Here is a 23,898-nt window from a genome sequence, read left to right as displayed (position 1 = left end):
ACGTTGCGGACGATCTCCTGGGTCGCCGCACCCTGCTGCTCGACCGCGGCGGCGATCGAGGTCGCCACGCCGCTGATCTCGCGGATCCGGCCGGTGATGCCGGCGATCGACGTGACCGCCTGCCCGGTCGAGGCCTGGATCTGCGCGATCTGGCCGGAGATCTCGTGCGTCGCCCTGGCGGTCTGCTCGGCCAGCGCCTTGACCTCGGAGGCCACCACCGCGAAGCCCTTGCCGGCGGCCCCGGCCCGGGCCGCCTCGATGGTGGCGTTGAGCGCCAGCAGGTTGGTCTGGCCGGCGATGTTCGAGATCAGCCCGACCACGTCGCCGATGCGGGTGACGGCGGCGCTGAGTTCCTGCACGCGGAGACCGGTCTGATCGGCCTCGCTCACCGCGAGGTGCGCGAGGCTGGCCGAGCCCTGCACCTGCCGGCCGATCTCCTGCACCGACGAGCCGAGCTCCTCGGCCGCCGCCGCGACCGTGCTGACGTTGGAGGCGGCTTCCTCGGCCGCCGCCGCCACGGTCGTCGACTGGCTGGCGGTCTCGGTGGCGGTGGCGGTCATCGCCTGCGCGGTCGCCTGCAGCTCGGTCGCGGAGGACGACACCGTGCCGATGATCCCGCCGACCGCGGCCTCGAAGTCGTCGGCCATCTGCCGCATGCCGGCCTTGCGCTGCTCCTCGGCGGCCAGGCGCGCCTGCGCGGTCTCGTCCTCCAGACGGCGGGTGCGGATCAGGTTGTCCTTGAACACCTGAACGGCCGCCGCCATCGCGCCGACCTCGTCGCGGCGCGCGCGGTGGGGCACCTCGCCCCCCGTGTCGCCCGCGGCCAGGACGGTCATCGCGCCCGTCATCGCCTGGATCGGGCGGGACACGCGCAGCAGCACGAACGCGGTGGCGCCGCAGGCCGCCAGCACGCTCAGCGCGGCGGAGAGATAGGCCGTCAGGGTCGCGAAATCCGTCGCCGCCATGGCGCTCTCGGCGTCCGCGTGCGCGCCGCGCTCGTTCAGGGCGACGTCCTTGGCCAGCGTGTCGCGGGCCTCGTTGTAGAGATCGATGTTGGCCGGGTCGGCCATGAGCCGGATGCCGTCGGCACCCTGGCCCGCCTCCGCCAGGCGCGCCGCCTCGCGGCCGACGGTCTGGTAGCGCTCCCAGGTGGCGCCGAAGGCGTCGTAGAGGGCCCGCTCCGCGTCCGACGAGATCAGCGGCTCGTAGGCCTTCCGGGCGGCGGCGAGCGCCGCGACGGCCTGGTCGGTCTGCCGCGCGTTGTCGGCCCGCGTCTCGGGACTGCCGGACAGGGTCAGCGTGCGCAACTGCTTGATGCGCACATCCGAGGCCGCGGCGCGGATGTTGGTGATCGCCACGACGGAGGGGAGCCAGTTCGTGGCGACGCCCGTGACGTTGGCCCGGATGCCGGAGAGCGTGAGGGTCGTGAGAACGGCCTGGCCGGCGCACAGGAGCGCGAGGAGGCCGAAGGCGGCGAGGAGCGACGCTTTGACTGTCAGGTGAAGGCGCATGATCCGGTCCTGGACGAGGCATCCCGCACGTCCGCGACGGCGCCTGCCGGAGCGCAGACGGTCGGGCGGCCGCACGGGCACGAAGGGGTGAGCCTGGACCGGCTTCCCGCCCTCACAGGCAGCCCACCAAGCAGCCTACACTTCGCTCGGAAAGTCTTAATATTTATATCCAAGCGGTCTTTGAACGGATTTGTCTGCGGTCAACTAAAGTTGATTAGCTCTTTCTCTGAGTCGCCCTACCCGACAACCGGATTACTCTTGCGACCATCCCCGCTCTCCCCCGTCCCGCGCGGGGGGCGCCGCGCGCTAGAGCAGCGCGAGGAGGGCGAGCGCGCAGGAGGCGCCGACGCAGAGCGCGAGGAAGACGTCTCCCCAGGACAGGTTTCGGGCGGGCTCAGCGGCATTCATGGGCCGGCGAACGCCCTGAGGCCGACCGGGTTCCCGGGGCGCGCGCAGCGACGGGCACGGTGTCGCCGATGCGCAACAGCCCCGGCCGGAACAGGCCCCGCGCCTGCGGCAGCCGCACGACTGCGCGCACGAAGTCGCTGAGGCCGTCGGGGAAGACGGGCGGCATGACGGTGATGCCGTCGGCCGCGCCCCCGTCTCGAACCTGGCCTGTACGCGGTCGGCCACGTCCGCGGCGATGCCGACGATCATGTGGTGGCCGCGACCCGCCGCCACTCGCAGGGCGGTCCGGCGGATGGTCAGGTCCTCCCGGCACGCCAGGGCGGTGCGGCGCTCGGCGCGGCTGCGGCCCTGGTCCGAGACCGGCAGGTCGGGCAGGGGCCCGTCGAGGTCGTAGGATGCCGGCGCGTGGCCGATCACCGGCAGGAAGTCCGGCATCACCGCCACCACCGAGACGACGGGGCTGAACGGGGCGTGCGCCGCGCCGCCCAGCGCCCGGGACGGGAGCATGTTCAGCGCGAAGAACGCGACCATGCGCTGGACCGGCATCGGCGTGCTGCGCGGGCTCGACATAGGCCCGCACCGGCCCGGCGGGCCACAGGCGGCCGGAAGTCAGGGCCGCCGCGGAGGCGGTGCCCCCGAACGGCGCCCCCGACAGGATGATGCCGACCGTGAGCTTCTCGCGGCCCTTGATCCGGTGGGGGCGCGTCCGCCCGCGCCGAGGCGGGACCTCGACGGGGGTGCGCGCCATGACGGCCGCGCCGCGCTCAGCGCGGCGCGGTTCTCCATCCGGAGCGCCGGTACGCACGGGAAGCCGGATCGACCCGCGGGGGAACCCTCCGCGCCCCGGATCGCCGCGGGTCCGTCAGGTCCGCGGCGGCGTCCAGAGCGCGTCCCGGACCTGGATCGGCCGCGGGAGCAGCCCGAGCCGGTGGAACCGGTCGGCGGTCGATTGCTGCTTGGCCGCGAGCGCGTCCGTGACCGGGCCGACGCCGAACTCGGAGCGCGCGGCGACGACCGTCTCGATCGGGTACGGGACGCCGGTCACGCTCGACAGCACCTGCGCGACCTGATCCCGGTGGGCCTCCGCCCAGGCGGCCGCGTCCGCCAGCGCCGCCACCGTCGCCGTGACGATCCCCGGGTAACGGTCGGCGAAGCTCCGGCGCGCCAGGAAGAAGTCCGAGACGGCGTGGGTCTGCCGCGAGGTGGTGAGGACCCGCGTGTCGTCGTGCGCCTGCGCCAGGGCGAGGTAGGGATCCCAGATCACCCAGGCGTCGACGCTGCCGTTCGCGAAGGCGGCGCCGGCGTCGGAGGGCAGCAGGTAGGCGGGCCTGACATCGGAGAAGGCGAGGCCCGCCTTCTCCAGGGCCGTCACGAGCAGGTTGTGCGAACTGGTGCCCCGCGCCACCGCGACGGTCCGGCCCTTGAGGTCGGCGACGGTGCGGATCGCCGAGCTCGCCTTCACCACGACGGCCTCGCCGTCGCCGGACAGCACCGAGGCGCCGACATAGACGAGATCGTTGCCGGCCGCCTGCGCGAAGATCGGCGGCGTGTCCCCGGCGAAGCCGAAATCGATGCTGCCCGCGTTGAGGGCCTCCAGCAGCGGCGGCCCGGCCTGGAACTCGACCCAGCGGACAGCGACGCCCTGCGGCGCCAGACGCGTCTCGATGACGCCCTGCCGGCGCGCCACCACGACCACGCCGACCTTCTGGTAGCCGATCCGGAACTCCTTCGGCGCCGCGTCCTGCGCGGCCGCGCCGGTGGCGAGGCCCGCCCCGAGGGCGAGGATCAGGGCCGCGGCGCGGCGTCGTGTTGTCGTCACGGTGGGACCTCCGTCGCGGGGTGAGCGGGCGCTTCGACCGGCCCGAACCGGCCGGTCACGGCCCGCGGACGACGCAGGAGGTCGGGGATCGGGCGGACCGCCTCCACCCGGGGCCGGAGCGCCGCGCTCCGCGCGGGATCCGCCTCCGGCCCGATCCGGACCGCGTCGGCGCGATCCAGCGCGCCTCTCGTCGTCGGGATAGGCATCGATGGGGGGCATGCGGCACGATCCGGCGCGGCAGGACATCCGGGACTTTCCCGAGACGATCTCAGGATAGCGCGCGGCCGGCAGAAGGAGCTTCCGTAGTTCCCGTGCCGGCGGGAAGGTCTTACTGGGACCAGGGATGCCGGAAGACCGAAGCGATGCCCGTGCGGAACCGGCACCTCCGTCGCGGAGAGTGCGGCGCGGCGGCCGGATCGACGCGCGGGACGCGGCGAATCGCGCCGGCGCCGGCGGTCAGAACCGTCCGGCGATCGTCAGGCGCACGGCCGTGGGCTCGACGGGATGGAAGACGCGGTCGATCAGCCCCTCGGCGGGCTCACCCGGCAGGCGGGACGCGTACGCGTAGGTGATCTGGTCGGACCTGCTGTTGGTCAGGTTCAGCACGTCCAGCGAGACGCTCACGCCATTGCCGAAGGCGTAGCCGATCCGGCCGTTGACGAGGGCGGTCGACCGCGAGCGGATCGAGTTGTCCTCGATCAACGGGCGCGGCCCGAAGTAGCGGAAGCGGAGCGACCCGAACCAGCCGAGGGGCTCACCGAAGGTCACCCCCGCCGACGCGATGGTCGTGGGGGCTTCCGGGACCCGGTTGCCCGCCGGGTCGTAGCGGGAGAACCGGGCGTTGGTGATCGTCAGATCCCCGTCCAGGGCGAGCCACGGCGTCAGCGCGTACCGGTTCGTCCACTCGACGCCGAAGCGCCGGGTCGGGCGGCTCGGCTCCGTGGTGCCGGTGTCGCCCTGGAAGATGTTCTCCGAGGCGAAGTCGAGCCGGAACAGGGCGAGGCTCGTCTCCAGCCCGGCGATCGAGCGGTTGCGCAGGCCCAGCTCGTAGCCCGTGGAGGGCACCAGGAAGGGCGACCGGGTGATGTTGAACAGGGGGCTCGCGGGATCGACCGTGGCGGTGACTCCGCGCGCGTCGTTCGAGTGGAAGCCGCCGCCGTAATTCACGTAGATCTCGGTGTCGGACCAGGGCCCGAGCACGAGGCCGAGCTTCGGGTTGACGATGCCGTCGGTGGCCCGGCCGGAATTCGCCGGCGTGTCGGAGCGGACATCGGCGTAGTAGCCGTCCGCCCGCAGGCCGACGCTCGTGCGCAGCCACGGGGTCCAGCGCACCCGCGTGTCCAGGTAGAGGGCGCCGCTCGATTCCAGCACGCGGTCGTCGAGCACGGTCGACCGGTACCGGCGGAAGGCGGTGTTGAACAGGCCGACGCGGATCGAGTCCGTCCGGGTCTGGGCGCCGACCTCGACCTCCAGCGGCCGGCCGAACAGGTCGCCCTGGAAGATGTGCAGCACCTCGCCGCCGCCGAGGACGCGCTGGTCGAGCTGGTGGAACTGGTCGCCGCCGACGGGATCGTTGAGGAAGTAGGTGAAGTCGTTGAACAGGTTCATCTGGTAGCGGGTCACGTAGGCCGAGGCCCGCGTGATCCCGGTGTCGTCCGTGGCGCTGAACCGCCCCGAGAGCGAGAACCGGCCGGTGTCGCCGCCATCCGTGGGGTTGAGGGTGCCGTAGCGGCCGATCAGCCCCGCGCCGACGGCCCGCTCCGGGATCTGGTTGGTGGCCGTCCAGCGGGACGCGTAGGCCATGCCGGTGACCGCGAACCCGTCCAGCGCCGTGCCCTGGCTGTAGCGGGCGACGCCGTTGAGCTTGCGCAGCGCGTCCGGGACGGCCCACGGCCCGTCGTAGACCTGCGCCTCGCCGGCCACGAGCAGGTTGCCCTCGCCCACCGGCACCGAGGCGATCGACAGGCCCCGCTTGTAGCCGAAGCTGCCGATCGTGGTCAGTGCGAGGTTCTTCTGAACGGTGTCGAGATAGTCGATGCGCACCGAGCCCGCGGAGGCGAAGTCGCCGTCGCGCACGAAGTACGGTCCCTTGTGATACTCCACCGCGCCGACGAGTTCGGGGATGAGGAAGTTGAGGTCGGCGTAGCCCTGGCCGTGGGCGTGGGTGCGCATGTTGACCGGCATGCCGTCGACGCTGATGGCGATGTCGGTCCCGTGGTCGAGGTTGAAGCCGCGCAGGAAGTACTGGTTGGCCTTCCCCTCCCCGCTGTGCTGGGTGACGATCAGGCCCGGCACCGCCTCCAGCACCTCGCCGGGGCGCGTCACCGGGCGGGCGTTGAGGGCCGCGCCGCCGATGAGGTCGGCGCTGGCCGCGTCGACGGTCAGCAGGGAGCCGCCGATCCCGGTGACGCCGCCGACGTAGCCGGCGCTGGCGCCGGGCGTGCCGGCCGCGGGGACGACCGGGGGCGCAGCCGAGACCACCGAGATCTCGGACAGGGTCACGGCGGAGGCTGCCGGGGCACCGGTATCCGGCGCCGCCCAGCCGCGCCCGCCGGTCGCGACGGCGAGACCGCCCGCGGCGAGCAGCCGCGTCACGGCGCGGCGGCCGGGAGCGGCAGGAGGGTGGCGGGAGATCGGGCGGGACACCGGCGGATCGGAGGAGGCGTGGCGATCCTCGGACCCTCGCACGCCGCGCGTATGATAAACATACGAAAAATTCACACCGGCGGATCGGCGCGGTCGTGTTGCCCGCGGGGCGCAGTCGAACCGCCCTCGGGACGCCGTCCGGGCGCGGCCCTCACTCCGGGCCGTCGCCGTGGCCCGGACGGGTCGGCGCGTCGTCGCCCTCGGGGATGAGGTGCAGGTGGCCGTAGCGGACGCCGCGCTGCGTGACGACGGCGTCGGCGTAGCTCTGCATCCGGGCCGGCGGCCCGCGCAGCACCGCCACCTCGAGGCACGCGTCGTGGGTCAGGTGCACGTGCAGGCTGGCGATCGAGACGCCGTGCTCATGCCCCTCGCCGGTCAGCCGGCGGGCCAGGTCGCGGGTGCCGTGGCTGTAGACGTAGCTCAGGGCCCCGTAGCAGGCCGCCGATCCGCCGGTCTCCGCGGCGCGGGCCGGCGCCAGGGCGTCGCGGACGATGTCGCGCACCGCCTCCGAGCGGCTGCCGTAGCCGCGCCGCGCGCAGAGATCGTCGACCGCCGCCAGCAGGGCGTCGTCGATGGTGATGGTGATGCGCTGCATGCCCGTCCCGCCGCTCCCGTCGCCTTCTGGTACGGGGACGCGGGGTCCGTGAACAGCCGCCGGGGACCCATCGGCCGGCGCGGCAGAAAAAGAGCCTCGAGGGCCGCGCCTCGAGGCTCGAGTTCTGGGTCTCGGGGTCATGTCCAGCGTGCGCTTGGGATGGACCGCGCTGGAACGCCTGTGCCGAAGGATCAAGGGCGTGAAAATCGACGACGCAGGCGCGACCGGCCAACATGCCGGCCGCGCCATTCTGCACAGATACAGTCGAGGCGCACCCGATATATGTCAGGCTTGGCAAAGTATTTTGAATTAATTCGCCGAACCCGGTTCAGGATACCGGTTCAATTTTATCATATCGGCTCCCGGTCGCCCAGTTCCGTCATGCCGGGCCGGGCCTAGTCCCGCCGCGCATGCGCCGCGATCGAGAGCCCGGCGGCCTTCGTGGGTCGGCGGGACGCTCCGCCGCGCCGCGCGATCGTGCGGACCGCGAGCAGGAAGAGGGCGGCGAGGGCCAGCATCGCGCCGTCGAAGGCGAGGAAGACCGGCTCGACCGGCGCGTCGCCGCCGAGCCGGCGCGCGACGAGGCGCCCGACATCGGCGGCCGCGACGGCGCCGTACAACGCGGCCGCCGCCGTCAGCGTCTCCGGCCAGACCCGCCCGGCCGGGCGCAGGAGCGCCGCCGCGGCGACGAGCAGCCAGACGGCGAAGAAGGCCCCGACCTCCCACTCCGCCCGCGCGGGCAGCGCGGCCGGCAGGAGCCGGTTGGCCAGGAAATAGGCGGCGACGGCCGCGGGCAGGCCGGCGATCGTGGCGACGTTCAGGCCCTGGACGAGCCGCAGGCCGAAGCCCCCGGGCGCGTCCCCCTTGGGCAGGCGCGCCACGGCCCAGAGCAGCAGCCCGGTCGCCACCATGGCGCTGCCGGCCACGCCGCACAGGAAGAACAGCACCCGCAGGGCCGGGCCGGCGAAGTGCGCCTCGTGCAGGCCGACCATCGCGGTGAACGTCTTGGTCGCCGGCCGCAGGCCGCCCGCGCGCACCTCCAGGACCGCGCCCGTCACGCCGTCGAAGGCGATCTGCGGATGCTCGTGGGAGAGGCCGTGCGGCTCCTCGAACACCGCCACCACCGTGGCGTTGGCGTCCTTCGGGTTGACGATGGTGATCCGCTCCAGGGGCTCCGGCCGCATCGCCAGCGCGCGGACCACCAGCGGCCCGACCGGCGCCAGCGTGCCGGGCTGACCGGCGGGCGGGCGCGGCGCGGTGATCTGGCCGGATTCGGCGAAGTAGCGCTGGCTGTCGCCGCGATAGGCCGTGTTCAGGCCCCAGGGCACGTACATCAGCATGAGGGTGGCGAGCCCGGTATAGGTGATCATCAGGTGGAACGGCAGGGCGAGGACGCCCGTGACGTTGTGCGCGTCGAGCCAGCCCCGCTGGGCGGACTTGTCCCGGCGGAAGGTGAAGAAGTCGGCGAAGATGCGCCGGTGCGTGACGAGGCCCGAGATCAGCGCCACCAGCATTATCATCGCGCAGGCGCCGACGATCCAGCGGCCCCAGAGCGGCGGCAGGTTCAGCTCGAAGTGGAAGCGGTAGAGGAAGTCGCCGCCGCGCGTCGCCCGCACCGCCGCCGGCGCGCCGCTGTCGGGATCCAGGAGGACGTGGCCGGGCGGGCGGCCCGGCCCCGTCCGCCAGAACAGCTCCAGCACCGGCCTGTCCGGCCGCGGCAGCGCGAGGAACCACGTCCGCGCGCCGCCCGCATGGGTCTGAGCGTAGGCGACGCCGCGCTCGGCCGCCGCCGCGAGGTCCGCCGGCCCGAAGGTCCGGTCGGTGCGGAGCTCGGGCCGCATCCACTGCGAGATCTCCGGCCGGTAGTAGCTCGCCGTGCCCGTCACGAAGACGGCGAACAGCACCCAGCCGACGACGAGGCCCGACCAGGCGTGGAGCCACGCCATCGACTGCCGGAAGGTCTTGCGCACGGCGACCGCCTCACCAGCGGTAGCGCAGGGTCGCGTAGACCGTGCGCGGCAGGCCGTAATAGCAGCCCGAGTAGGTGAAGCAGCCGGTCACGTAGCGCTCGTCGAGCAGGTTCTGCACGTTGATCTGCGCCGTGAGCCCCGTCAGCCGCGGGTCGAGATGCTTCATGTCGTAGGAGGCGACGGCGTCGACCAGCACGCTCTCGGGCACCTGGAAGGTGTTGGCCGGATCGCCCCAGGATGGGCCGAGGTAGCGCACGCCGCCGCCGAGGCCGAGGCCGAGCAGCGGGCCGCCGGTGAAGCGGTAGTCGACGAACAGCGAGGCCGTCGTGTCCGGCACCTGCACCGGCCGCAGGCCCTGGAGCGGCACCTGCCGGCGGGTCAGGTCGTTCGTGGTGAAGCCGGTGTCGCGGACGTTGCGGATGTCGAGGAGCGAGAAGCCGCCGATCAGGCTGAGGCCCTCGGCGAGGGTGGCCCGCGCCTCGAACTCGACGCCCTGCACGCCGACCTCGCCGGTCTGCACGACGAAGCCGGGATTGACCGGGTCCGTGGTGGTCGCGTTCGAGCGGCGGATGTCGAAGAACGCGGTGGTCAGCAGGATGTCGGTGCCGGGGGGCTGGTACTTGATGCCGGCCTCGTACTGGTTGCTGGCGATCGGGACCGGGATGCGCCCGGCCGAGCCGAAGGCCGTGTCGAAGATCCGCCCGTTGACGATCGGCTCGAACGCCTCGCTGTAGGAGACGTACGGGGCGACACCGCTGTCGAACAGGTAGAGCAGGCTGGCGCGGCCGGTGAAGGCCTCGGCCGGCACGTCCTGGATGGTGAGCCCGTTCGGCGCGAAGGTGCGGGTCGGGCCGGTCTGCCGGGCGGTGTCGTAGCGGCCGCCGAGCGTCAGGATGAAGCGGTCGAACTTCGCCTGATCCTGGAAGTACACGCCGGTCTGCTGCGCGTCGATCCGCGAGGTCGACGTGAAGGCGGGGAACCGGATCGGCAGGTCGTGGTCGGGGGCGAGGGCGTTCAGGCCCGTCGTCGCCGGGAACGGGCCGGTGACCGACCGCGTGCTGAAGGTCCGGTGGTCGACGCCGAGCAGCGCCGTGTGGGCGATCGGGCCGGTGTCGAAATCGGCGATGAAGTTGTTGTCCATCGTGTAGGCTTCGATGTCGACCTGGGTGCCGCCGACCGAGCGGCCGATGGTCGGGCCGCTCGTGTACGGGCCGTTGACGTCGCCGAAGGTCGTGAACACGCTCCGGTAGTCGCCGTTCGTGCGCAGGTAGCGGCCGGCCGAGTGGAAGCGCAGGTTCTCGGTGATCCGGTGGTCGAACAGGTACTCGATGGAGGCCTGGGTGCGGTCGGAGCGCTCGATGTTGCGGTCGCCGTCGTAGAAGTTCACCGGCAGCCGGCCGAAGACGCCGTTGCCGAAGCTGCGCGGGAACACCGTGCCGACGGCCGGGAAGCCGCCGTAGAAGCCCGAGAACGGGTCGCGCTGGTAGTTGGCGATGATGGTGAGCGAGGTGTCGGCGGAGGGCCGCCACGTGAGGCTCGGATTGATGAAGGCGCGCTCGACCTTGGTGGTCACGGCCGGCCCGTCGCCGTTCCAGCCGAGGCCGATGACCCGGTAGGCGAACTGGTCGGCGAGGCCGGGGATGTCGGATTGGATCGGCCCGCCGACGTCGAAGCCGCCGCGGACCTCGCTGAAGCCGCCGCCCTGGACGAAGATCTCGCCGTGGCGGACGAATTGCGGGACCTTCGAGACGAGGTTGACGAGGCCGCCCGGACCCGACTGCCCGTAGAGGACCGAGGCCGGCCCCTTGATGATGTCGACCCGCTCCAGGCGGTAGGGATCGACGCTGGGGAAGGCGTCGCGGTTCGTGGGCAGCGCCATGTTGTCGAGGAAGATCGGCGCGGTGAAGCCGCGGATGTAGAACTGCTCCAGGCGCGTCGAGCCGGCGCCGCCCCGCTGCTCGGTGGTGACGCTCGGCGTGAAGCGCAGCGCCTGGTTGATGGTCAGGGCGTTCTAGTCCTCGATCTGCTGGCGCCCGATGACCGACACCGACTGCGCCGTCTCCAGGATCGGCGTGTCGGTCTTCGTGCCGACCGTGCTGCGGCTGGCGACGTAGCCGGGCACCGGCCCGGTCGCCCCGCCGCGCCCGTACAGATCGCTGTTCAGGCTGCGCCCGCGCGCCTCGCCCATCACGCTCAGTTCGGACAGTTCGATGTCCGTGGCGGGCGCGGGCGGGACGGGCGCGGGCTGGGCGATCGCGGCCGTTCCGAGGGCGAGCAGAGATGTCGACGATACAAACCCGATCCGGAGCAGCCTCTCCGCATGATCGTACGCGCGCGACGCGGTCAGCCCGCCAACAGATCTCGACATTACACCGACTCTAAACTACAAATACTGGGCGAATAGGCGCCGAGTTCCAGCTATCACGGATCCGTGAACGGAATGTGCCCCCGAAGACACATGTTCCAGAAACGTAGTTTGGTATTTATCTAATGAGAATATGCGGCCGGGCCGGCATTCCGGACATCGGCCGACCGCGACCCGGTCCTCCGACACGCCGCGGCCGTGTCGGTCCGGAACGTCCAGGATGATCGGGCAACGCGCGCCGCCTCGGCAGCGCCGTCCGCGGCCGCCGCAGGTTTGAGGGCACCGGCGGCCGGCGAGGCGGGGACAAATCGCGCGTTCACGGCGGTGACGGCCCTGCGTAAGATCGGCGGCGCCGCGATCGAGGCGGCCCGGCGCGGATGTCACCCCGTCGGCCCTCACGCCGTTCGCCGATGACCGAGCCGATCTCCGCCGCGGCCCATGCCCGCACGATCCTGGCCGCGCACGAGCATCGCCGCCCGATCGCGCCGCTGACCGACTGGGATCCGACCCTCGACCTGCCGGCGGCCTACCGGGTCGCCGAGGCGGTCCGGGTCCTGCGCGGGGAGCGCGGCGAGCGGCCCGTCGGCTACAAGATCGGCTTCACCAACACGACCCTGTGGGAGCGCTACGGCGTCCGGGCGCCGATCTGGGGGCACGTCTACGACACGACCCTGCGCGACCGGGCCGCGCTGACCGGGCCGGTCCCGCTCGCCGCCTTCGTCGAGCCGCGGATCGAGCCTGAGATCGTGTTCGGGCTGGCGCGCGCGCCCGAGCCCGGCATGAGTGCCGAGGCGCTGATCGCCTGCCTCGACTGGGCGGCGAGCGGCTTCGAGATCGTGCAGTCGCTCTACCCCGGCTGGCGCTTCGCGGCGCCCGACACGGTCGCGGCCTTCGGCCTGCACGGGCTGCTGGTGGTGGGCGAGCGGGTGCGGATCTCCCCGGACGCGCGATCGGCCTGGATCGGCGACCTCGCGGGCTTCACCGTCGACCTGCTCCGGGACGAGGCCGTCGCGGACCGGGGCGGCGGCCGCTGCGTGCTCGGGACGGGGCCGCTCGCGGCCCTGGCCCACCTCGTCGATGCGCTGGCTAACGATCCTGTGGCCCCACCGCTCGCGGCCGGGACCGTCGTCACGACGGGCACGCTGACGGACGCGCTGCCCGTCGCCTCCGGTCAGCGCTGGCGCACGCGCCTCGACGGGCTGCCGCTTCCCGGCATCGACCTTGCCCTGAGCTGAAAGGCCCGGCACGCGTTATCGTGCCGGGTTCGTGCAGTTTCCCGGCCGGCTCCGGGACTCGGGCATTGGTGATGGTTAGCCGACATGCCAAATGCTGGACCATGCCTGGACGCCTGCGGCGACGCCACACGACCTTCCTCGTCTCCGTCACCGCGGAGGGCGCGGCGCCCGGCGCCACGGTCTACGCGGTGATGAAGCCCAGCGCCGAGGAGGCGCTGGAGGCCGTCCGCGCCCTCGCCGCCCCGTCGGCCAGCCTCGCCATCGTAGGCAGCCTGTCCACCCGGATCGCCAAGGCCCTCAAGCTGAAGCCCGACGCGCCGCGGGTGGTCTGAGCCGCCCGGCGCCGGCCCGCGCGCGGCTCAGTCGACCGCGAGCCGGTAGCCGACGCCCCGCACGGTCTGCAGGAAGACCGGGTTGGCGGGGTCGACCTCGGTCTTGCGGCGCAGGCGGTTGATCTGCACGTCGACGGTCCGCTCCGCCGCGGCGCCCCCTGGCCCGGCGAGCTGCTCGCGCTCGACATTGGCGCCGCCCGCCGCCGCCAGGATCGTCAGGATCTCGCGCTCGCGCTCGGTGATGCGGATCAGCTCGTCGTCCCGGCGCAGCTCGCCCCGGTCGATCCGGAACGCGAATGGCCCGAAGGTGACCGCCTCGGCGGAGGCCGGGCGGGGCCGCGCGCTGCGCTTGATGATGTTGTTGAGCCGCAGCGTCAGCTCCCGCGGCTCGAACGGCTTCGGCAGGTAATCGTCCGCGCCGATCTCCAGCCCCATCACCCGGTCGTTCGGGTTGGAGCGCGCCGTGAGCATCAGGATCGGCACCCGGGAGGTCTCGCGCACGCTGCGCGCGTAGTCGAAGCCGTTCTCGCCGGGCATCATCACGTCGAGCACCATGGCGTCGAACACGACGCTCTGGGCCCGGGCCCGCGCCTCCGCGGCGCTCGCCGCCGCGGTGACCCGGAAGCCCTGGTCGGTGAGGTAGCGGGCGAGCAGCTCGCGCAGGCGGCGGTCGTCGTCGACCACGAGGACGTGGGGTGCCTCGTCGGGCAGGTCGGACCGGGCAGCGTGGCTCACGCGGGCTCCTCCGCGCCGAGGCGCCCCTCGGCCCCGCCCCCGCGCCGCGCCATCAGGCGCTGGACCGCCGGCCGGTCCTCCGGCTCGATCATCGCCATCAGGAAGTCCTCCGGGGAGCCCCGGGCATCCGGCGCCGCGAGCGCCCGGGCGAGGCGGCGGGCCTGGACCCGGGTGAGGTCGGCCGCGAGCCCGGCCCCGGCCTCGGTGCAGTAGAGGAGGCGCTGGCGGCGGTCGCTGGAACCGGGCTTCTGCGCGACGTAGCCCTGCCCGATCAGGTCCTTGAGCACCCGGTTCAGGCTCTGCTTGGTGATGCGCAGGATGTCGAGGAGCTCGGCGATCGTGAGGCCCGGGTAGCGGTCGACGAAGTGCAGCACCCGGTGGTGGGCGCGGCCGAAGCCGTAGGCGGCCAGGATCCGGTCCGGATCGCCGACGAAGTCCCGGTAGGCGAAGAACAGGAGCTCGATCAGGTCGTCGCTGCCGAGGGCGGCGCCCGGGACGGGTTTCGGCGCGAACATCTCCTCGCGCGGGGCTGTCCGTGTCACGGCGCGGCCGCTCCCAACGGGTGATAGGTCAGTCCCCATGACGTTTCTCAAGGCGGCCCGGGCCCGTCAACCCTGGCCGGGGCGGCCGGGGCGCCGACCGACGCGGATCCCCAAGCGCGATCCCGCGGGATTGCCGCCGGTCCGGCACCTCCGCTACGCAGGCCCCTCGGGCGACGGGAGCGGACGCGCATGGCCGAGGCAGCTGAACCGGGACCGGACCGCCTCTGGATCCGCGATCCGCGCGCCGTCCTGGCCGAGGGCGCCGGCGGCGGGATCGTCGTGGCGGGCACCCGGATCGTCGAGTGCGTGCCGGCGGGCGCGCGGCCCGCCGCGCCCGTCGACGCGGTCTTCGACGCGTCGCGCCACGTGGTCATCCCGGGGCTCATCAACACCCACCACCACGCCTTCCAGACGCTGACCCGCGCCCATCCGCTGGCGATCAACAAGCCGCTCTTCCCCTGGCTGAAGGCGCTCTACACCGTCTGGGGGCGGATCACCCCCGAGGCGTTCCGGCTCGCCACCCGGGTCGCCTTCACCGAACTGCTGCTCTCGGGTTGCACCACGGCGGGCGACCACCACTACCTGTTCCCGAAGGGCCTGGAAGCGTCGATGGACATCCAGGTCGCGGAGGCGCGGAGCCTCGGGGTCCGGGCCGCGATCACCCGCGGCTCCATGAGCCTGTCCGACCGCGAGGGCGGTCTGCCGCCCGAGAGCCTCACCCAGGACGACGACGCGATCCTCGCCGATTGCGAGCGGGTGCTGAACCTGTTCCACGACCCCGGCCCCGGCGCGATGGTGCAGGTCGCGCTCGCCCCCTGCTCGCCCTTCGCGGTGACCGGGCGCCTGATGCGCGAGAGCGCGGCGCTCGCGGCCCGGCACGGGTGCCGGCTGCACACCCATCTCGGCGAGACGCAGGCTGAGGACGCCTACTGCCAGCAGATGTTCGGCTGCCGCCCGGTGGAGTACCTCGAAGAGGTCGGCTGGCTGAGCGACCGGGTCTGGCTCGCCCACGGCATCCACTTCGACGATGCCGAGGTCGCGCGGCTCGGCAGGGCCGGCGTGGGCGTCTGCCACTGCCCGACCTCGAACATGACCCTGGCCTCGGGCAGATGCCGCACCTGCGAGCTGGAGGCGGCGGGCGCGCCCGTGGGCCTCGGCGTCGACGGCTCGGCCTCGAACGACAGCTCGAACCTGATGGAGGGCGTGCGCCACGCCCTGCTGATCAACCGGCTCAGCTACGGGGCGGAGGCCGTGACGCACCTGGACGCCCTGCGCTGGGCGACCGAGGGCTCGGCCGCCTGCCTCGGCCGCTCCGACATCGGCCGGATCGCGCCGGGTCGCGAGGCCGACCTCGCGCTGTTCACCCTGGACGAGCTGCGCTTCTCCGGCGCCCACGACCCGCTGGCGGCCCTGGTCCTGTGCGGCGCCACCCGGGCCGACCGGGTGATGGTTGCGGGTCAGTGGCGGGTGATCGACGGGCAGCCGCTCGGGGTCGATCTCGGCGCGCTCCGCGAGGCCCATTCCCGGCTGGCGGTGGAGCTGTTCGGGACCGCGTAGCGCGCGGCCCCCGATCCGGCCCGCTCCGCTCGCGAAGACGAACGGCGGGGCCCGCCCGTGGGCGGGCCCCGCGCGCGATCCTCAGAACAGCCCGTCGATCTGGCCGTTGGCGTCCAGCCGGATCGTGTCGGCGGCCGGCACCCGGGGCAGGCCCGGCATGGTCATGATCTCCCCGCAGATCGCCACCACGAAGCCGGCACCGGCCGAGAGGCGGACGTCGCGCACGCCGACGATGTGGCCCTCGGGGGCGCCCATCAGGGTCGGGTCGGTGGAGAACGAGTACTGGGTCTTGGCCATGCAGATCGGCAGGTGGCCGTAGCCGTCCTTCTCGAAGGTGGCGAGCTTGCCGGCGGCCTTCGTCTCGATCTGGATGTCGGCGGCGCCGTACAGCTTGGTGGCGATCGCCCGGATCTTGTCGGTGAGGCGGCTCTCGGTCTCGTAGGCGTGGCGGATCGGCGCCGGCTCGGCCTGGCTGAGCTTCACCACCGCGCGGGCGAGCTCCTCGGCCCCGGCGCCGCCCTCGGCCCAGTGGCGGCAGGTGATCGCCTCGACGTCGAGCCGCTCGCGGCACAGTTCCTTGAGCTTGGCGTGCTCGGCCTCAGTGTCGGCGTGGAAGTGGTTGACGCCGACCACCACCGGCAGGCCGAAGCCGCGCAGGTTGGTGACGTGCCGGGCGAGGTTGGCGAAGCCCTTCTCCAGGGCGTCGATGTTCTCGGCCCCGAGGTTCTTCTTGTCGACGCCGCCGTGCATCTTGAGGGCGCGGATCGTCGCCACCACCACCACGGCCGACGGGGTCAGCCCCGCCTGCCGGCACTTGATGTCCAGGAACTTCTCGGCGCCGAGATCGGCGCCGAAGCCGGCCTCCGTCACGGTGTAGTCGGCGAGCCGCAGGCCGGCCCGCGTGGCGATCACCGAGTTGCATCCGTGGGCGATGTTGGCGAAGGGGCCGCCGTGGATCAGCGCCGGGTTGCCCTCGAGCGTCTGCACGAGGTTCGGCTGCAGGGCGTCCTTGAGCAGCACCGTCATGGCGCCGGTCGCCTTCACGTCCTTGAGGGTGACGAGCTTGCGGTCGCGGGTCTCGGCGATGACGATCCGGCCGAGGCGCTCCTCCAGGTCGGCGAGGTCCTTGGCGAGGCAGAACACCGCCATCACCTCGGAGGCCACCGTGATGTCGAACCCGTCCTCGCGGGGGAAGCCGTTGGCGACGCCGCCCAGCGACTGGGTGATCGCGCGCAGCGCGCGGTCGTTCATGTCGACGACCCGGCGCCAGTGGATGCGGCGGACGTCGATGTTGAGCTCGTTCGCCCAGTAGACGTGGTTGTCGATCAGCGCGGCCGCGAGGCTGTGGGCCGACGTGATGGCGTGGAAGTCGCCGGTGAAGTGCAGGTTGATCTGCTCCATCGGCACGACCTGCGCCTTGCCGCCGCCGGCAGCGCCCCCTTTCATGCCGAAGCACGGCCCGAGCGAGGGCTCGCGCAGGCAGATCATGGTCTTCTCGCCGATGCGGTTCAGCGCGTCGCCGAGGCCCACCGTGGTGGTGGTCTTGCCCTCGCCGGCCGGGGTCGGGGAGATCGCCGTCACCAGCACGAGCTTGCCGGGCTTCCGGCTCTCCAGCCCGGCGATGTAGCCGTGGTCGATCTTGGCGATGTGCTTGCCGTAATTGTGGAGCGCGTCATCCGGGATGCCGAGCTTCTCGGCGACCTGCGCGATCGGCTTCAGGGTCGCGGCGCGGGCAATCTCGATGTCTGACGGCATGGGCCTTCCTCCCTGGGTCGCGGGCACGCTGCCCGCCCGCCGGCTCTTGCCGTGCGAATCTCCTGCCGTGCGGGCTGCGGCATGGCCGCCCGCGAACGGCCACGCACTGTGCGTCAAAGCCCGCGAAAATGCGCGTCGATTTTTATGAGCTGGCGGACAAAATACTCTTGTCGATCGCGCTGTCCCCTGCTCAGGCGCCGGAGCGGGCCCGGATCGGCCGTCCGAGACCGGCGTCGAGCGGCGCCCGCCATCCGCGCCCGTCAGAACTTGACCAGCTCGACGCGCCGGTTCTGCGCCCGCCCCGCCGCGCTGTCTTTGGAGGCGACCGGGCTGGCGGCCCCGAAGCCCTCGGCCCTCAGCCGGTCCTTCGCGATGCCGGCGCCGACGAGCCTCGCCACGACCGCCTTGGCGCGGCCGTCGGACAGGGCTTGGTTGTGCGCGGCGGCCCCGGTCCCGTCCGTGTAGCCGTTGATGGCGAGCCGCAGGCCGGGATCCGTCCGCAGCAGGGCCGCCACCGCGTCGATCTGCGGGGCGGAGGCCGGCAGGATCTCGGTCCTGTCGGTGGCGAAGTTGACCTGGATCACCGCCTTCCCGGTCTTGTCGAGATCCTGCTTCAGCCGCTCGGCGGGCAGGAGGGCGGCGGTCTGGACGAACGGCTTCGTCTCGAGGATCGTCCAGGCCGCGCCGTTGCTGTCGGGCACGAAATGCACCCAGATCTGCCGGTCCGGGCGGCGGATCACCCAGGTCTGCACCGGCGCGCCGTAGACGTTGCCCAGGCCCTCGTACATCCCGACCCGGATGTCCTCCGGCAGCGTCTCGGTCACGGAGCCGGGGATCCGGCCGTCGGCGATCTTCCGGCCGCCGGCCTGGGTCAGCACGGCCTCGATGTTCTTCCTCAGCTCGTAGGAGGCGTAGGTCTTGCCCTCCCTGGGGCCGATCAGGGACAGGAAGACCCGGCCCTCGACGTCGTGCAGCGCCGTCCCGGTCCAGAACGGGAAATGCCCGAACGCGCGCGTCTCGGGCGGGTTCAGCGGCTGGTAGCCGTCGGGCAGCGCGAAGTAGGGGAAGCGGCCGAGCGGCGCGTCCGAGACGGGCACCGCATCGATCGCGAAGGCCGCCGGCGCGTCCTGCGCGCGCGCGGGTGCGGCCCCGATCCCGGACGCCGCGCAGGCGAGGGTCAGCAGGATCCGGACAGGCTTCAGCGCTCTCACGTCGCACTCCGGCACGTTGCGGAGGCGCGACGATAGCGGGGGCCAATCGGGAGGCAATTAGGTCTCACGACCTACGGCCCCGGGCGCCCGAAGCCGCGACGGGCCGGCGGACGATCGTCGGGACGGCGCGGCAGCCGCACCGCCCCGAGGCGGGATCGGGCGGGAGCCCTAGCCCCCCGACTTCTTGGCCTTGTCGGCCGAGCCCGGCGCCTCGTGCGGCTGGGGCGCGCCCTTCGGCAGCTCCGGGTTCTCGGCGTTGTGCGGGGCGGCGACCGGGGCCGGCACCGTCTCGGCGGTGGCGGTCGGCTTCTCGATGTCGGGCAGCCCGTCCTTCAGCTTCGCGTTGATCTGCGCGAGGTCGTCCGGCTCGGGGTTCAGGTCCTTGGCGTGCTGCCACTGGAACTTGCCCTCGAGGCGCCGGCCCGAGCGCCAGTAGGCGTCGCCGAGGTGGTCGTTGATGGTCGGATCGCCGGGCTTCAGCTCGACCGCCTTCTCCAGCTCGCGCACCGCGTCGTCCCAGCGGCCGAGGCGGTAATAGGCCCAGCCGAGGCTGTCGACGATCATGCCGTCCCGGGGGCTCGCGTCGGCGGCCTGCTGCAGCAGCTTGAACGCCTCGTCGATGTTGATGTTCTGGTCGACCCAGGAATAGCCGAGGTAGTTCATCACCTGCGCCTTGGCGGCGGGCTGGTTGGCGGGCACCAGCGACAGGGCCTTCTTCAGGTCGGCCTCGGCCTTCGGCCACTGCTTGGCGCGCTCGTAGGCGGTGCCGCGGAAATAGTAGGTCGTCCAGTAGTTGGATTGCGGCCGGTCGCCGATCAGGTCGATGGCGCGGGTGTAGGTGGCCGCCGCCTCCTCGTACTTCTTGCGGGCGCGCTGGACGTTGCCGAGCGCCGTGATGACGTCGATGTCGTCCGGGTGGGCTTTCATCGCCGCGTCGAGATGGGCGAGCGCCTCGTCGCCCTTGCCCATCTGCTCCAGGTTCAGGCCGATCTGGATGTCGGCGTTGAGCTTGAGCGGGGAGTTGGCCGGGATCTGCGCGTAGGCCTCGTTGGCGCGCTCGGGCTGCTTCATCCGGTCCAGCGTGTCGGCGAGCGTCAGCCGCGCGAGGGCGTGGTCGGGGGCGAGGTAGAGCGCCAGCCGCAGGTAGATCACCGCGGGCAGCTCGTCGCCCTGGGTCGAGCCGGCCGAGCCGAGCCCGTACAGCACCTCGGCGGCGCCCTCCTGGGCGGTACCGATCAGCCGGGTGAGCGGCTTGCCCTCCTTCAGCTTCTCGAGGGCGTCGCGCACGAGCGGGTGGCGCGGCGAGAGCTGGTCGAAGTCGGAATAGGCCTGGATCGCCAGGTCGGTGCGGCCGAGGCTGGCCTCCATCCGGGCGTAGGCGTCGACGATGCGCAGGGTGTTGTGGTCGGCGTCGTAGGCGGCCTTGAGCCGGCGCTCGGCCTCGGCGTTGTCGCCGGTCACCGAGGCGATCAGGCCGGCGTGGTAGTCGCGGAAGGTGTTGTAGTAGCGCTCGCCCCGGAGCTTGTTGACCGTCTCCAGCGCCTTCTTGCCGTCGCCCGCGCCCGCGTAGGACCACGCGGTCAGCAGCGTCGCGGTCAGGTCGGTCGCAGCACCCCGGCCGCTCCGGGAGAAGTTCTGGCGGGCGGCGGCCCACTGGCCGGCCTTGATCTGGCGCACCCCGAGGGAGAGGTTGGCGAGGCCGTTGGTCGGATCGCGGGCGATCAGCTTCTCGGCGGTGCGGAACGCGTCCGGCAGGGCACCGTCGGCCAGCAGCGAGATGAAGGCGCGCTCGACGAGTTCCGCGTTGCGCGGGTCGGCCTTCACCGCCTCGCGGTAGAAGGTCGCCGCCGCCGCCGTGTCCCGCGACGCGCCCGCGATGTAGGCGGAGAGGAAGTTGCCCTCGAGCGAGTCCGCGGGCTCGTAGTCGAGCACCGGGGTCGATTCCTTCGGCTGCGCCGCGAGCACGGTCTGCGGAAGCCCGGCGGCGAGCAGCAGGGCGAGCGCCGAAACGCTCCGGCGGGCGCGTGTCATCATCATGAACCGATCGCGGCTCCTGGGCGCCGGCTCACGAGAGGGCCGGGCGCGAGAATGGCGGGGCATCCCCGAAAAAACGTTGGGGACACTGAACCCATCCCGCCAGCCCCGCAAGGCGAAAGGATGGCGCGCCTCCCGATCGGGAAGCGCCGGGGCTCGGTGACCCGTCCCCGCCCCGGGTCACGCCTCCGTCATCGCGGGCGAAGCGAAGCGACCCAGAGATGCGCGACCGCGGCAAGCGGGGCGCCGCCGGATCGCTCCGCGCGCGAGGACGACCGAGCGCCCGAGGCGCTCCGACGAAGCTCCGGCGAAGCTCCGGCGAAGCTCCGCCTCACATGTTCGGGTAGTTCGGCCCGCCCGGGCCCTCCGGCGTCACCCAGTCGATGTTCTGGTTCGGATCCTTGATGTCGCAGGTCTTGCAGTGGACGCAGTTCTGCGCGTTGATCTGGTAGCGCACCCCGTCGCTGGCGGAGGCATCCTCCACCCACTCGTAGACGCCGGCCGGGCAGTAGCGGCCCGAGGGCCCGCCGTAGACGTCGTGCTCGGAGCGCTTCTGCAGCTCCAGGTCGCGGACCTTCAGGTGGGGCGGCTGGTCCTCCTCGTGGTTGGTGTTCGACAGGTAGACCGAGGAGAGCCGGTCGAAGGTCAGCTTGCCGTCCGGCTTCGGGTAGACGATCGGCGTCACCTCCGAGAGCGGCTTGAGGCAGGCGTGATCCGGCTTGCCGTGCGAGAGCGTGCCGAACGGCGAGGCGCCGAGGATGCTGGTCGCCCACATGTCGATCCCGCCGAGCCCCACGCCGACCAGCGTGCCGTACTTGGACCAGAGCGGCTTGACGTTGCGCACCGCCTTCAGGTCCTGCCCGATCGGGCTGTCGCGCCAGCCGGCCTCGTAGGCGGTGAGCTCGTCGCCGGCGCGGCCCGCCTTCAGGGCGTCCGCGATGGCGTCGGCCGCCTGCATGCCGGACAGGATCGCGTTGTGCGAGCCCTTGATCCGCGGCACGTTCACGAAGCCCGCCGAGCAGCCGACGAGGCACCCGCCCGGGAAGACCAGCTTCGGCACGGACTGCCAGCCGCCCTCCATGATGGCCCGCGCGCCGTAGCCGATGCGCTTGGCGCCCTCGAAGGTCTCGGCGATCATCGGGTGGGTCTTGAAGCGCTGGAACTCCTCGAACGGCGACAGGGTCGGGTTCTCGTAGTTCAGGTGCGTGACGAAGCCGACCGAGAGCAGGTGGTCGTCGAAGTGATAGAGCCATGAGCCGCCGCCGGCCCTGTTGGGCAGCGGCCAGCCCATCGTGTGCTGCACGAGGCCGGGCTCGAACTTGCCGGGGGCGAGCTGCCAGAGCTCCTTCACGCCGAGCCCGTACTTGAAGTGGTCGCTGTGCCGGTTGAGCTCGAAGCGCCGGATCAGCCCCTTGGTCAGGTTGCCCCGGGCGCCCTCGCCGAACACCGTGTACTTGCCGCGCAGCTCCATGCCGCGGGTGTAGTCGTCGCGCGGCTCGCCGGATTTGCCGATGCCGAGATCGCCCGTGGCGATGCCCGCCACGGCGCCGTTCGCGTCGAACAGCACCTCGGAGGCCGGGAAGCCCGGATAGATCTCGACGCCGAGCGCCTCGGCCTGCACGCCGAGATACTTGCAGGTGTTGGACAGCGAGCCGACGAAGTTGCCGTGGTTCGACATCAGCTTGGGGAAGAACACGTTCGGCAGGGTGATGCCGCTGTTCTTGGTGAGCATCATGAACTCGTCGCGCTGGACCTCGGTCTTCAGCGGACGCTCCGGGTCGGTGCGCCACTCGGGCAGCAGGCGATCCAGGCCGATCGGGTCGATCACCGCCCCCGACAGGATGTGGGCGCCGACCTCCGAGCCCTTCTCGACGACGACGACCGAGATCTCCTCGCCGATCTCGGCGGCGCGCTGCTTCAGGCGGATCGCGGTGGCGAGGCCGGCCGGGCCGGCGCCCACCACGACCACGTCGAAATCCATGCTCTCGCGTTCGGGCAGCGCCATCCTCGGGTTCCTTTTCTTGTTCCGGCGCCCGGTTCGTCGCCGGGCCGGCCTTCCTGATGCCGTCTCAAGCGATTCCAAGCTAGAAAGGCAAGTTGCCGACGCTCAAGCTCGAGGCAAAGTTCCCTTTGCCGCGGGGAACGGCGTCACAGCGCTGTGCCGCGCCGCGCTGTTCGGTCACGCAAGTCCTTGCCACCCGGCGCGATTCGGCGAGTTGTCCACAGGCCCCGGCGATCCCACATGCTGAGTCCCATGCCGAGCTCCACCGACGCGCAAGCCGACCTGATCGCCTATCTCGACTTCCACGTGGAGGCCGGTGCCGACGCGGCGCTCGACGAGCACCCGCACGACCGCTTCAACGAGGCCGACACGCCGGCCCCGACCCTACGCGCGCCGCGCCGTGCAGCGCCCCGGGCCGCCGAGCCGCCCGTCAGCCCCGTCGCCAACACGCTCGTGCCGCCCCCGGGCTCGGCCCCGCCGGCCCCGCCGGCCGCGGCGCCGCGCACCTTCGGCCGCGCCGCCAGCGCCCAGCCCGACGAGGCCGCGAGCGACGCCCGCGCCCGGGCGCGGCAGGCCAAGTCCCTCGACGAGCTCGAGCGGATTCTCGCGGATTTCGACGCCTGCCCGCTGCGCTTCACGGCGAAGAACCTCGTCTTCGCCGACGGCAATCCCGCGGCGCGGGTGATGTTTCTCGGCGAGGCGCCCGGCGCCGACGAGGACCGGATCGGCAAGCCGTTCATGGGCCGCTCGGGCCAGCTCCTCGACAAGATGATGAAGGCGGTCGGGCTCGACCGGACGAGCGCCTATATCGGCAACATCGTGCCCTGGCGGCCGCCGGGCAACCGCAACCCGACCCCCCAGGAGGTGGCGGTCTGCCGGCCCTTCGTGGAGCGCCAGATCGAGCTCGTCGACCCGGACATCATCGTCTGCCTCGGCGCGCCCGCGACCCAGACGCTGACCGGCACCAAGGACGGCATCCTGCGGACCCGCGGCCGGCTGTTCCCGTACAAGCTGCCGAACCGCGAGGTGAAGCTGCTCGCCACCCTCCACCCCGCCTTCCTGCTGCGCCAGCCGGTCCAGAAGCGGCTGGCGTGGCGGGATTTCCGGTCCCTGCGCGCCCTCCTCGACGGGAAAGCGTGACCGCGAGCTTGACCGGGGTGACGGAACCGGCTCTCCCCTCC

Annotated in this window: 15 protein-coding genes and 2 pseudogenes; 4 read left to right on the top strand and 13 right to left on the bottom strand. The window is 72.2% G+C overall.

Annotation, left to right across the window (positions count from 1 at the left end; all coding sequences use genetic code 11):
- The 7 genes and pseudogenes from ACTJK8_RS24315 to ACTJK8_RS24285 form a co-directional block, all read right to left on the bottom strand.
- A partial coding sequence (locus ACTJK8_RS24315) for a methyl-accepting chemotaxis protein (protein WP_440762636.1) occupies positions 1-1,511 on the bottom strand: 1,511 nt, incomplete at its 3' end.
- Positions 1,512-1,905: 394 nt separating this feature from the next.
- Positions 1,906-2,336 (bottom strand): annotated as a pseudogene (locus tag ACTJK8_RS24310) (nitrilotriacetate monooxygenase); the annotation flags it as partial.
- A gap of 445 nt (positions 2,337-2,781) precedes the next feature.
- Positions 2,782-3,738, bottom strand: coding sequence for an aliphatic sulfonate ABC transporter substrate-binding protein (locus ACTJK8_RS24305; RefSeq protein WP_053621245.1), 957 nt, complete (start codon positions 3,736-3,738; stop codon positions 2,782-2,784).
- Between the two features lie 456 nt (positions 3,739-4,194).
- The gene (locus ACTJK8_RS24300) at positions 4,195-6,240 is read right to left on the bottom strand and encodes a TonB-dependent receptor (protein WP_051252382.1); all 2,046 of its coding nucleotides are present in this window, start codon (positions 6,238-6,240) and stop codon (positions 4,195-4,197) included.
- A 295-nt stretch (positions 6,241-6,535) separates the two neighbouring features.
- On the bottom strand, positions 6,536-6,979 hold the full coding sequence (gene nikR, locus ACTJK8_RS24295) for a nickel-responsive transcriptional regulator NikR (RefSeq protein WP_024828993.1): 444 nt from the start codon (positions 6,977-6,979) through the stop codon (positions 6,536-6,538).
- 395 nt (positions 6,980-7,374) lie between these two features.
- Complete coding sequence (locus ACTJK8_RS24290) at positions 7,375-8,949, bottom strand: PepSY-associated TM helix domain-containing protein (protein ID WP_440762635.1); 1,575 nt, start codon at positions 8,947-8,949, stop codon at positions 7,375-7,377.
- Between the two features lie 10 nt (positions 8,950-8,959).
- Positions 8,960-11,317: pseudogene (locus ACTJK8_RS24285) on the bottom strand (TonB-dependent siderophore receptor).
- A 407-nt stretch (positions 11,318-11,724) separates the two neighbouring features.
- Here ACTJK8_RS24285 and ACTJK8_RS24280 point away from each other — a divergent pair.
- Both ACTJK8_RS24280 and ACTJK8_RS24275 read left to right on the top strand, forming a co-directional pair.
- On the top strand, positions 11,725-12,549 hold the full coding sequence (locus ACTJK8_RS24280) for a 2-keto-4-pentenoate hydratase (RefSeq protein ID WP_440762634.1): 825 nt from the start codon (positions 11,725-11,727) through the stop codon (positions 12,547-12,549).
- A 101-nt stretch (positions 12,550-12,650) separates the two neighbouring features.
- Positions 12,651-12,881 carry a hypothetical protein gene (locus ACTJK8_RS24275; RefSeq protein ID WP_012320994.1) on the top strand — a complete coding sequence of 77 codons (231 nt, stop codon included), beginning with the start codon at positions 12,651-12,653 and terminating at the stop codon, positions 12,879-12,881.
- A 27-nt stretch (positions 12,882-12,908) separates the two neighbouring features.
- On the opposite strand, the gene ACTJK8_RS24270 is transcribed toward ACTJK8_RS24275, so the two are convergent.
- On the bottom strand, positions 12,909-13,616 hold the full coding sequence (locus ACTJK8_RS24270) for a response regulator (protein ID WP_012320995.1): 708 nt from the start codon (positions 13,614-13,616) through the stop codon (positions 12,909-12,911).
- Positions 13,613-14,131: a MarR family winged helix-turn-helix transcriptional regulator gene (locus ACTJK8_RS24265; RefSeq protein ID WP_043074459.1), complete on the bottom strand. Its 519-nt coding sequence runs from the start codon at positions 14,129-14,131 to the stop codon at positions 13,613-13,615. The genes ACTJK8_RS24270 and ACTJK8_RS24265 overlap by 4 nt, the downstream gene beginning before the upstream one ends.
- Positions 14,132-14,347: 216 nt before the next feature.
- Here ACTJK8_RS24265 and ACTJK8_RS24260 point away from each other — a divergent pair, with 216 nt between their 5' ends.
- The gene (locus tag ACTJK8_RS24260) at positions 14,348-15,715 is read left to right on the top strand and encodes an 8-oxoguanine deaminase (RefSeq protein WP_440762633.1); all 1,368 of its coding nucleotides are present in this window, start codon (positions 14,348-14,350) and stop codon (positions 15,713-15,715) included.
- Between the two features lie 81 nt (positions 15,716-15,796).
- Here the strand turns inward: ACTJK8_RS24260 and ACTJK8_RS24255 are convergent, their stop codons facing one another.
- The 4 genes from ACTJK8_RS24255 to ACTJK8_RS24240 form a co-directional block, all read right to left on the bottom strand.
- Complete coding sequence (locus tag ACTJK8_RS24255; protein WP_012320998.1) at positions 15,797-17,470, bottom strand: formate--tetrahydrofolate ligase; 1,674 nt, start codon at positions 17,468-17,470, stop codon at positions 15,797-15,799.
- A gap of 260 nt (positions 17,471-17,730) precedes the next feature.
- Positions 17,731-18,681: an OmpA family protein gene (locus tag ACTJK8_RS24250; RefSeq protein WP_440762632.1), complete on the bottom strand. Its 951-nt coding sequence runs from the start codon at positions 18,679-18,681 to the stop codon at positions 17,731-17,733.
- A 168-nt stretch (positions 18,682-18,849) separates the two neighbouring features.
- Positions 18,850-20,718: a tetratricopeptide repeat protein gene (locus ACTJK8_RS24245; RefSeq protein ID WP_012321000.1), complete on the bottom strand. Its 1,869-nt coding sequence runs from the start codon at positions 20,716-20,718 to the stop codon at positions 18,850-18,852.
- Positions 20,719-21,046: 328 nt separating this feature from the next.
- Complete coding sequence (locus tag ACTJK8_RS24240; RefSeq protein ID WP_029360011.1) at positions 21,047-22,720, bottom strand: electron transfer flavoprotein-ubiquinone oxidoreductase; 1,674 nt, start codon at positions 22,718-22,720, stop codon at positions 21,047-21,049.
- A gap of 237 nt (positions 22,721-22,957) precedes the next feature.
- Between ACTJK8_RS24240 and ACTJK8_RS24235 the strand changes: the two genes are divergently transcribed.
- Positions 22,958-23,857, top strand: a complete 900-nt coding sequence (locus tag ACTJK8_RS24235) for a uracil-DNA glycosylase (RefSeq protein WP_440762631.1) — start codon at positions 22,958-22,960, stop codon at positions 23,855-23,857.
- Positions 23,858-23,898 lie beyond the last annotated feature (41 nt).

Source organism: Methylobacterium sp. 22177 (assembly GCF_052045615.1).
Classification (GTDB): Bacteria; Pseudomonadota; Alphaproteobacteria; order Rhizobiales; family Beijerinckiaceae; genus Methylobacterium; species Methylobacterium radiotolerans.
This window is presented reverse-complemented; position numbering and strand designations above follow the sequence as displayed.

Bases quoted from the DNA above. Each gene is read 5' to 3' on its own strand.
- nikR (WP_024828993.1), bottom strand. From the start codon at position 6,979: ATGCAGCGCATCACCATCACCATCGACGACGCCCTGCTGGCGGCGGTC.
- ACTJK8_RS24280 (WP_440762634.1), top strand. From the start codon at position 11,725: ATGACCGAGCCGATCTCCGCCGCGGCCCATGCCCGCACGATCCTGGCC.
- ACTJK8_RS24275 (WP_012320994.1), top strand. From the start codon at position 12,651: ATGCCTGGACGCCTGCGGCGACGCCACACGACCTTCCTCGTCTCCGTC.
- ACTJK8_RS24265 (WP_043074459.1), bottom strand. From the start codon at position 14,131: ATGTTCGCGCCGAAACCCGTCCCGGGCGCCGCCCTCGGCAGCGACGAC.
- ACTJK8_RS24260 (WP_440762633.1), top strand. From the start codon at position 14,348: ATGGCCGAGGCAGCTGAACCGGGACCGGACCGCCTCTGGATCCGCGAT.
- ACTJK8_RS24255 (WP_012320998.1), bottom strand. From the start codon at position 17,470: ATGCCGTCAGACATCGAGATTGCCCGCGCCGCGACCCTGAAGCCGATC.
- ACTJK8_RS24245 (WP_012321000.1), bottom strand. From the start codon at position 20,718: ATGATGATGACACGCGCCCGCCGGAGCGTTTCGGCGCTCGCCCTGCTG.
- ACTJK8_RS24240 (WP_029360011.1), bottom strand. From the start codon at position 22,720: ATGGCGCTGCCCGAACGCGAGAGCATGGATTTCGACGTGGTCGTGGTG.
- ACTJK8_RS24235 (WP_440762631.1), top strand. From the start codon at position 22,958: ATGCTGAGTCCCATGCCGAGCTCCACCGACGCGCAAGCCGACCTGATC.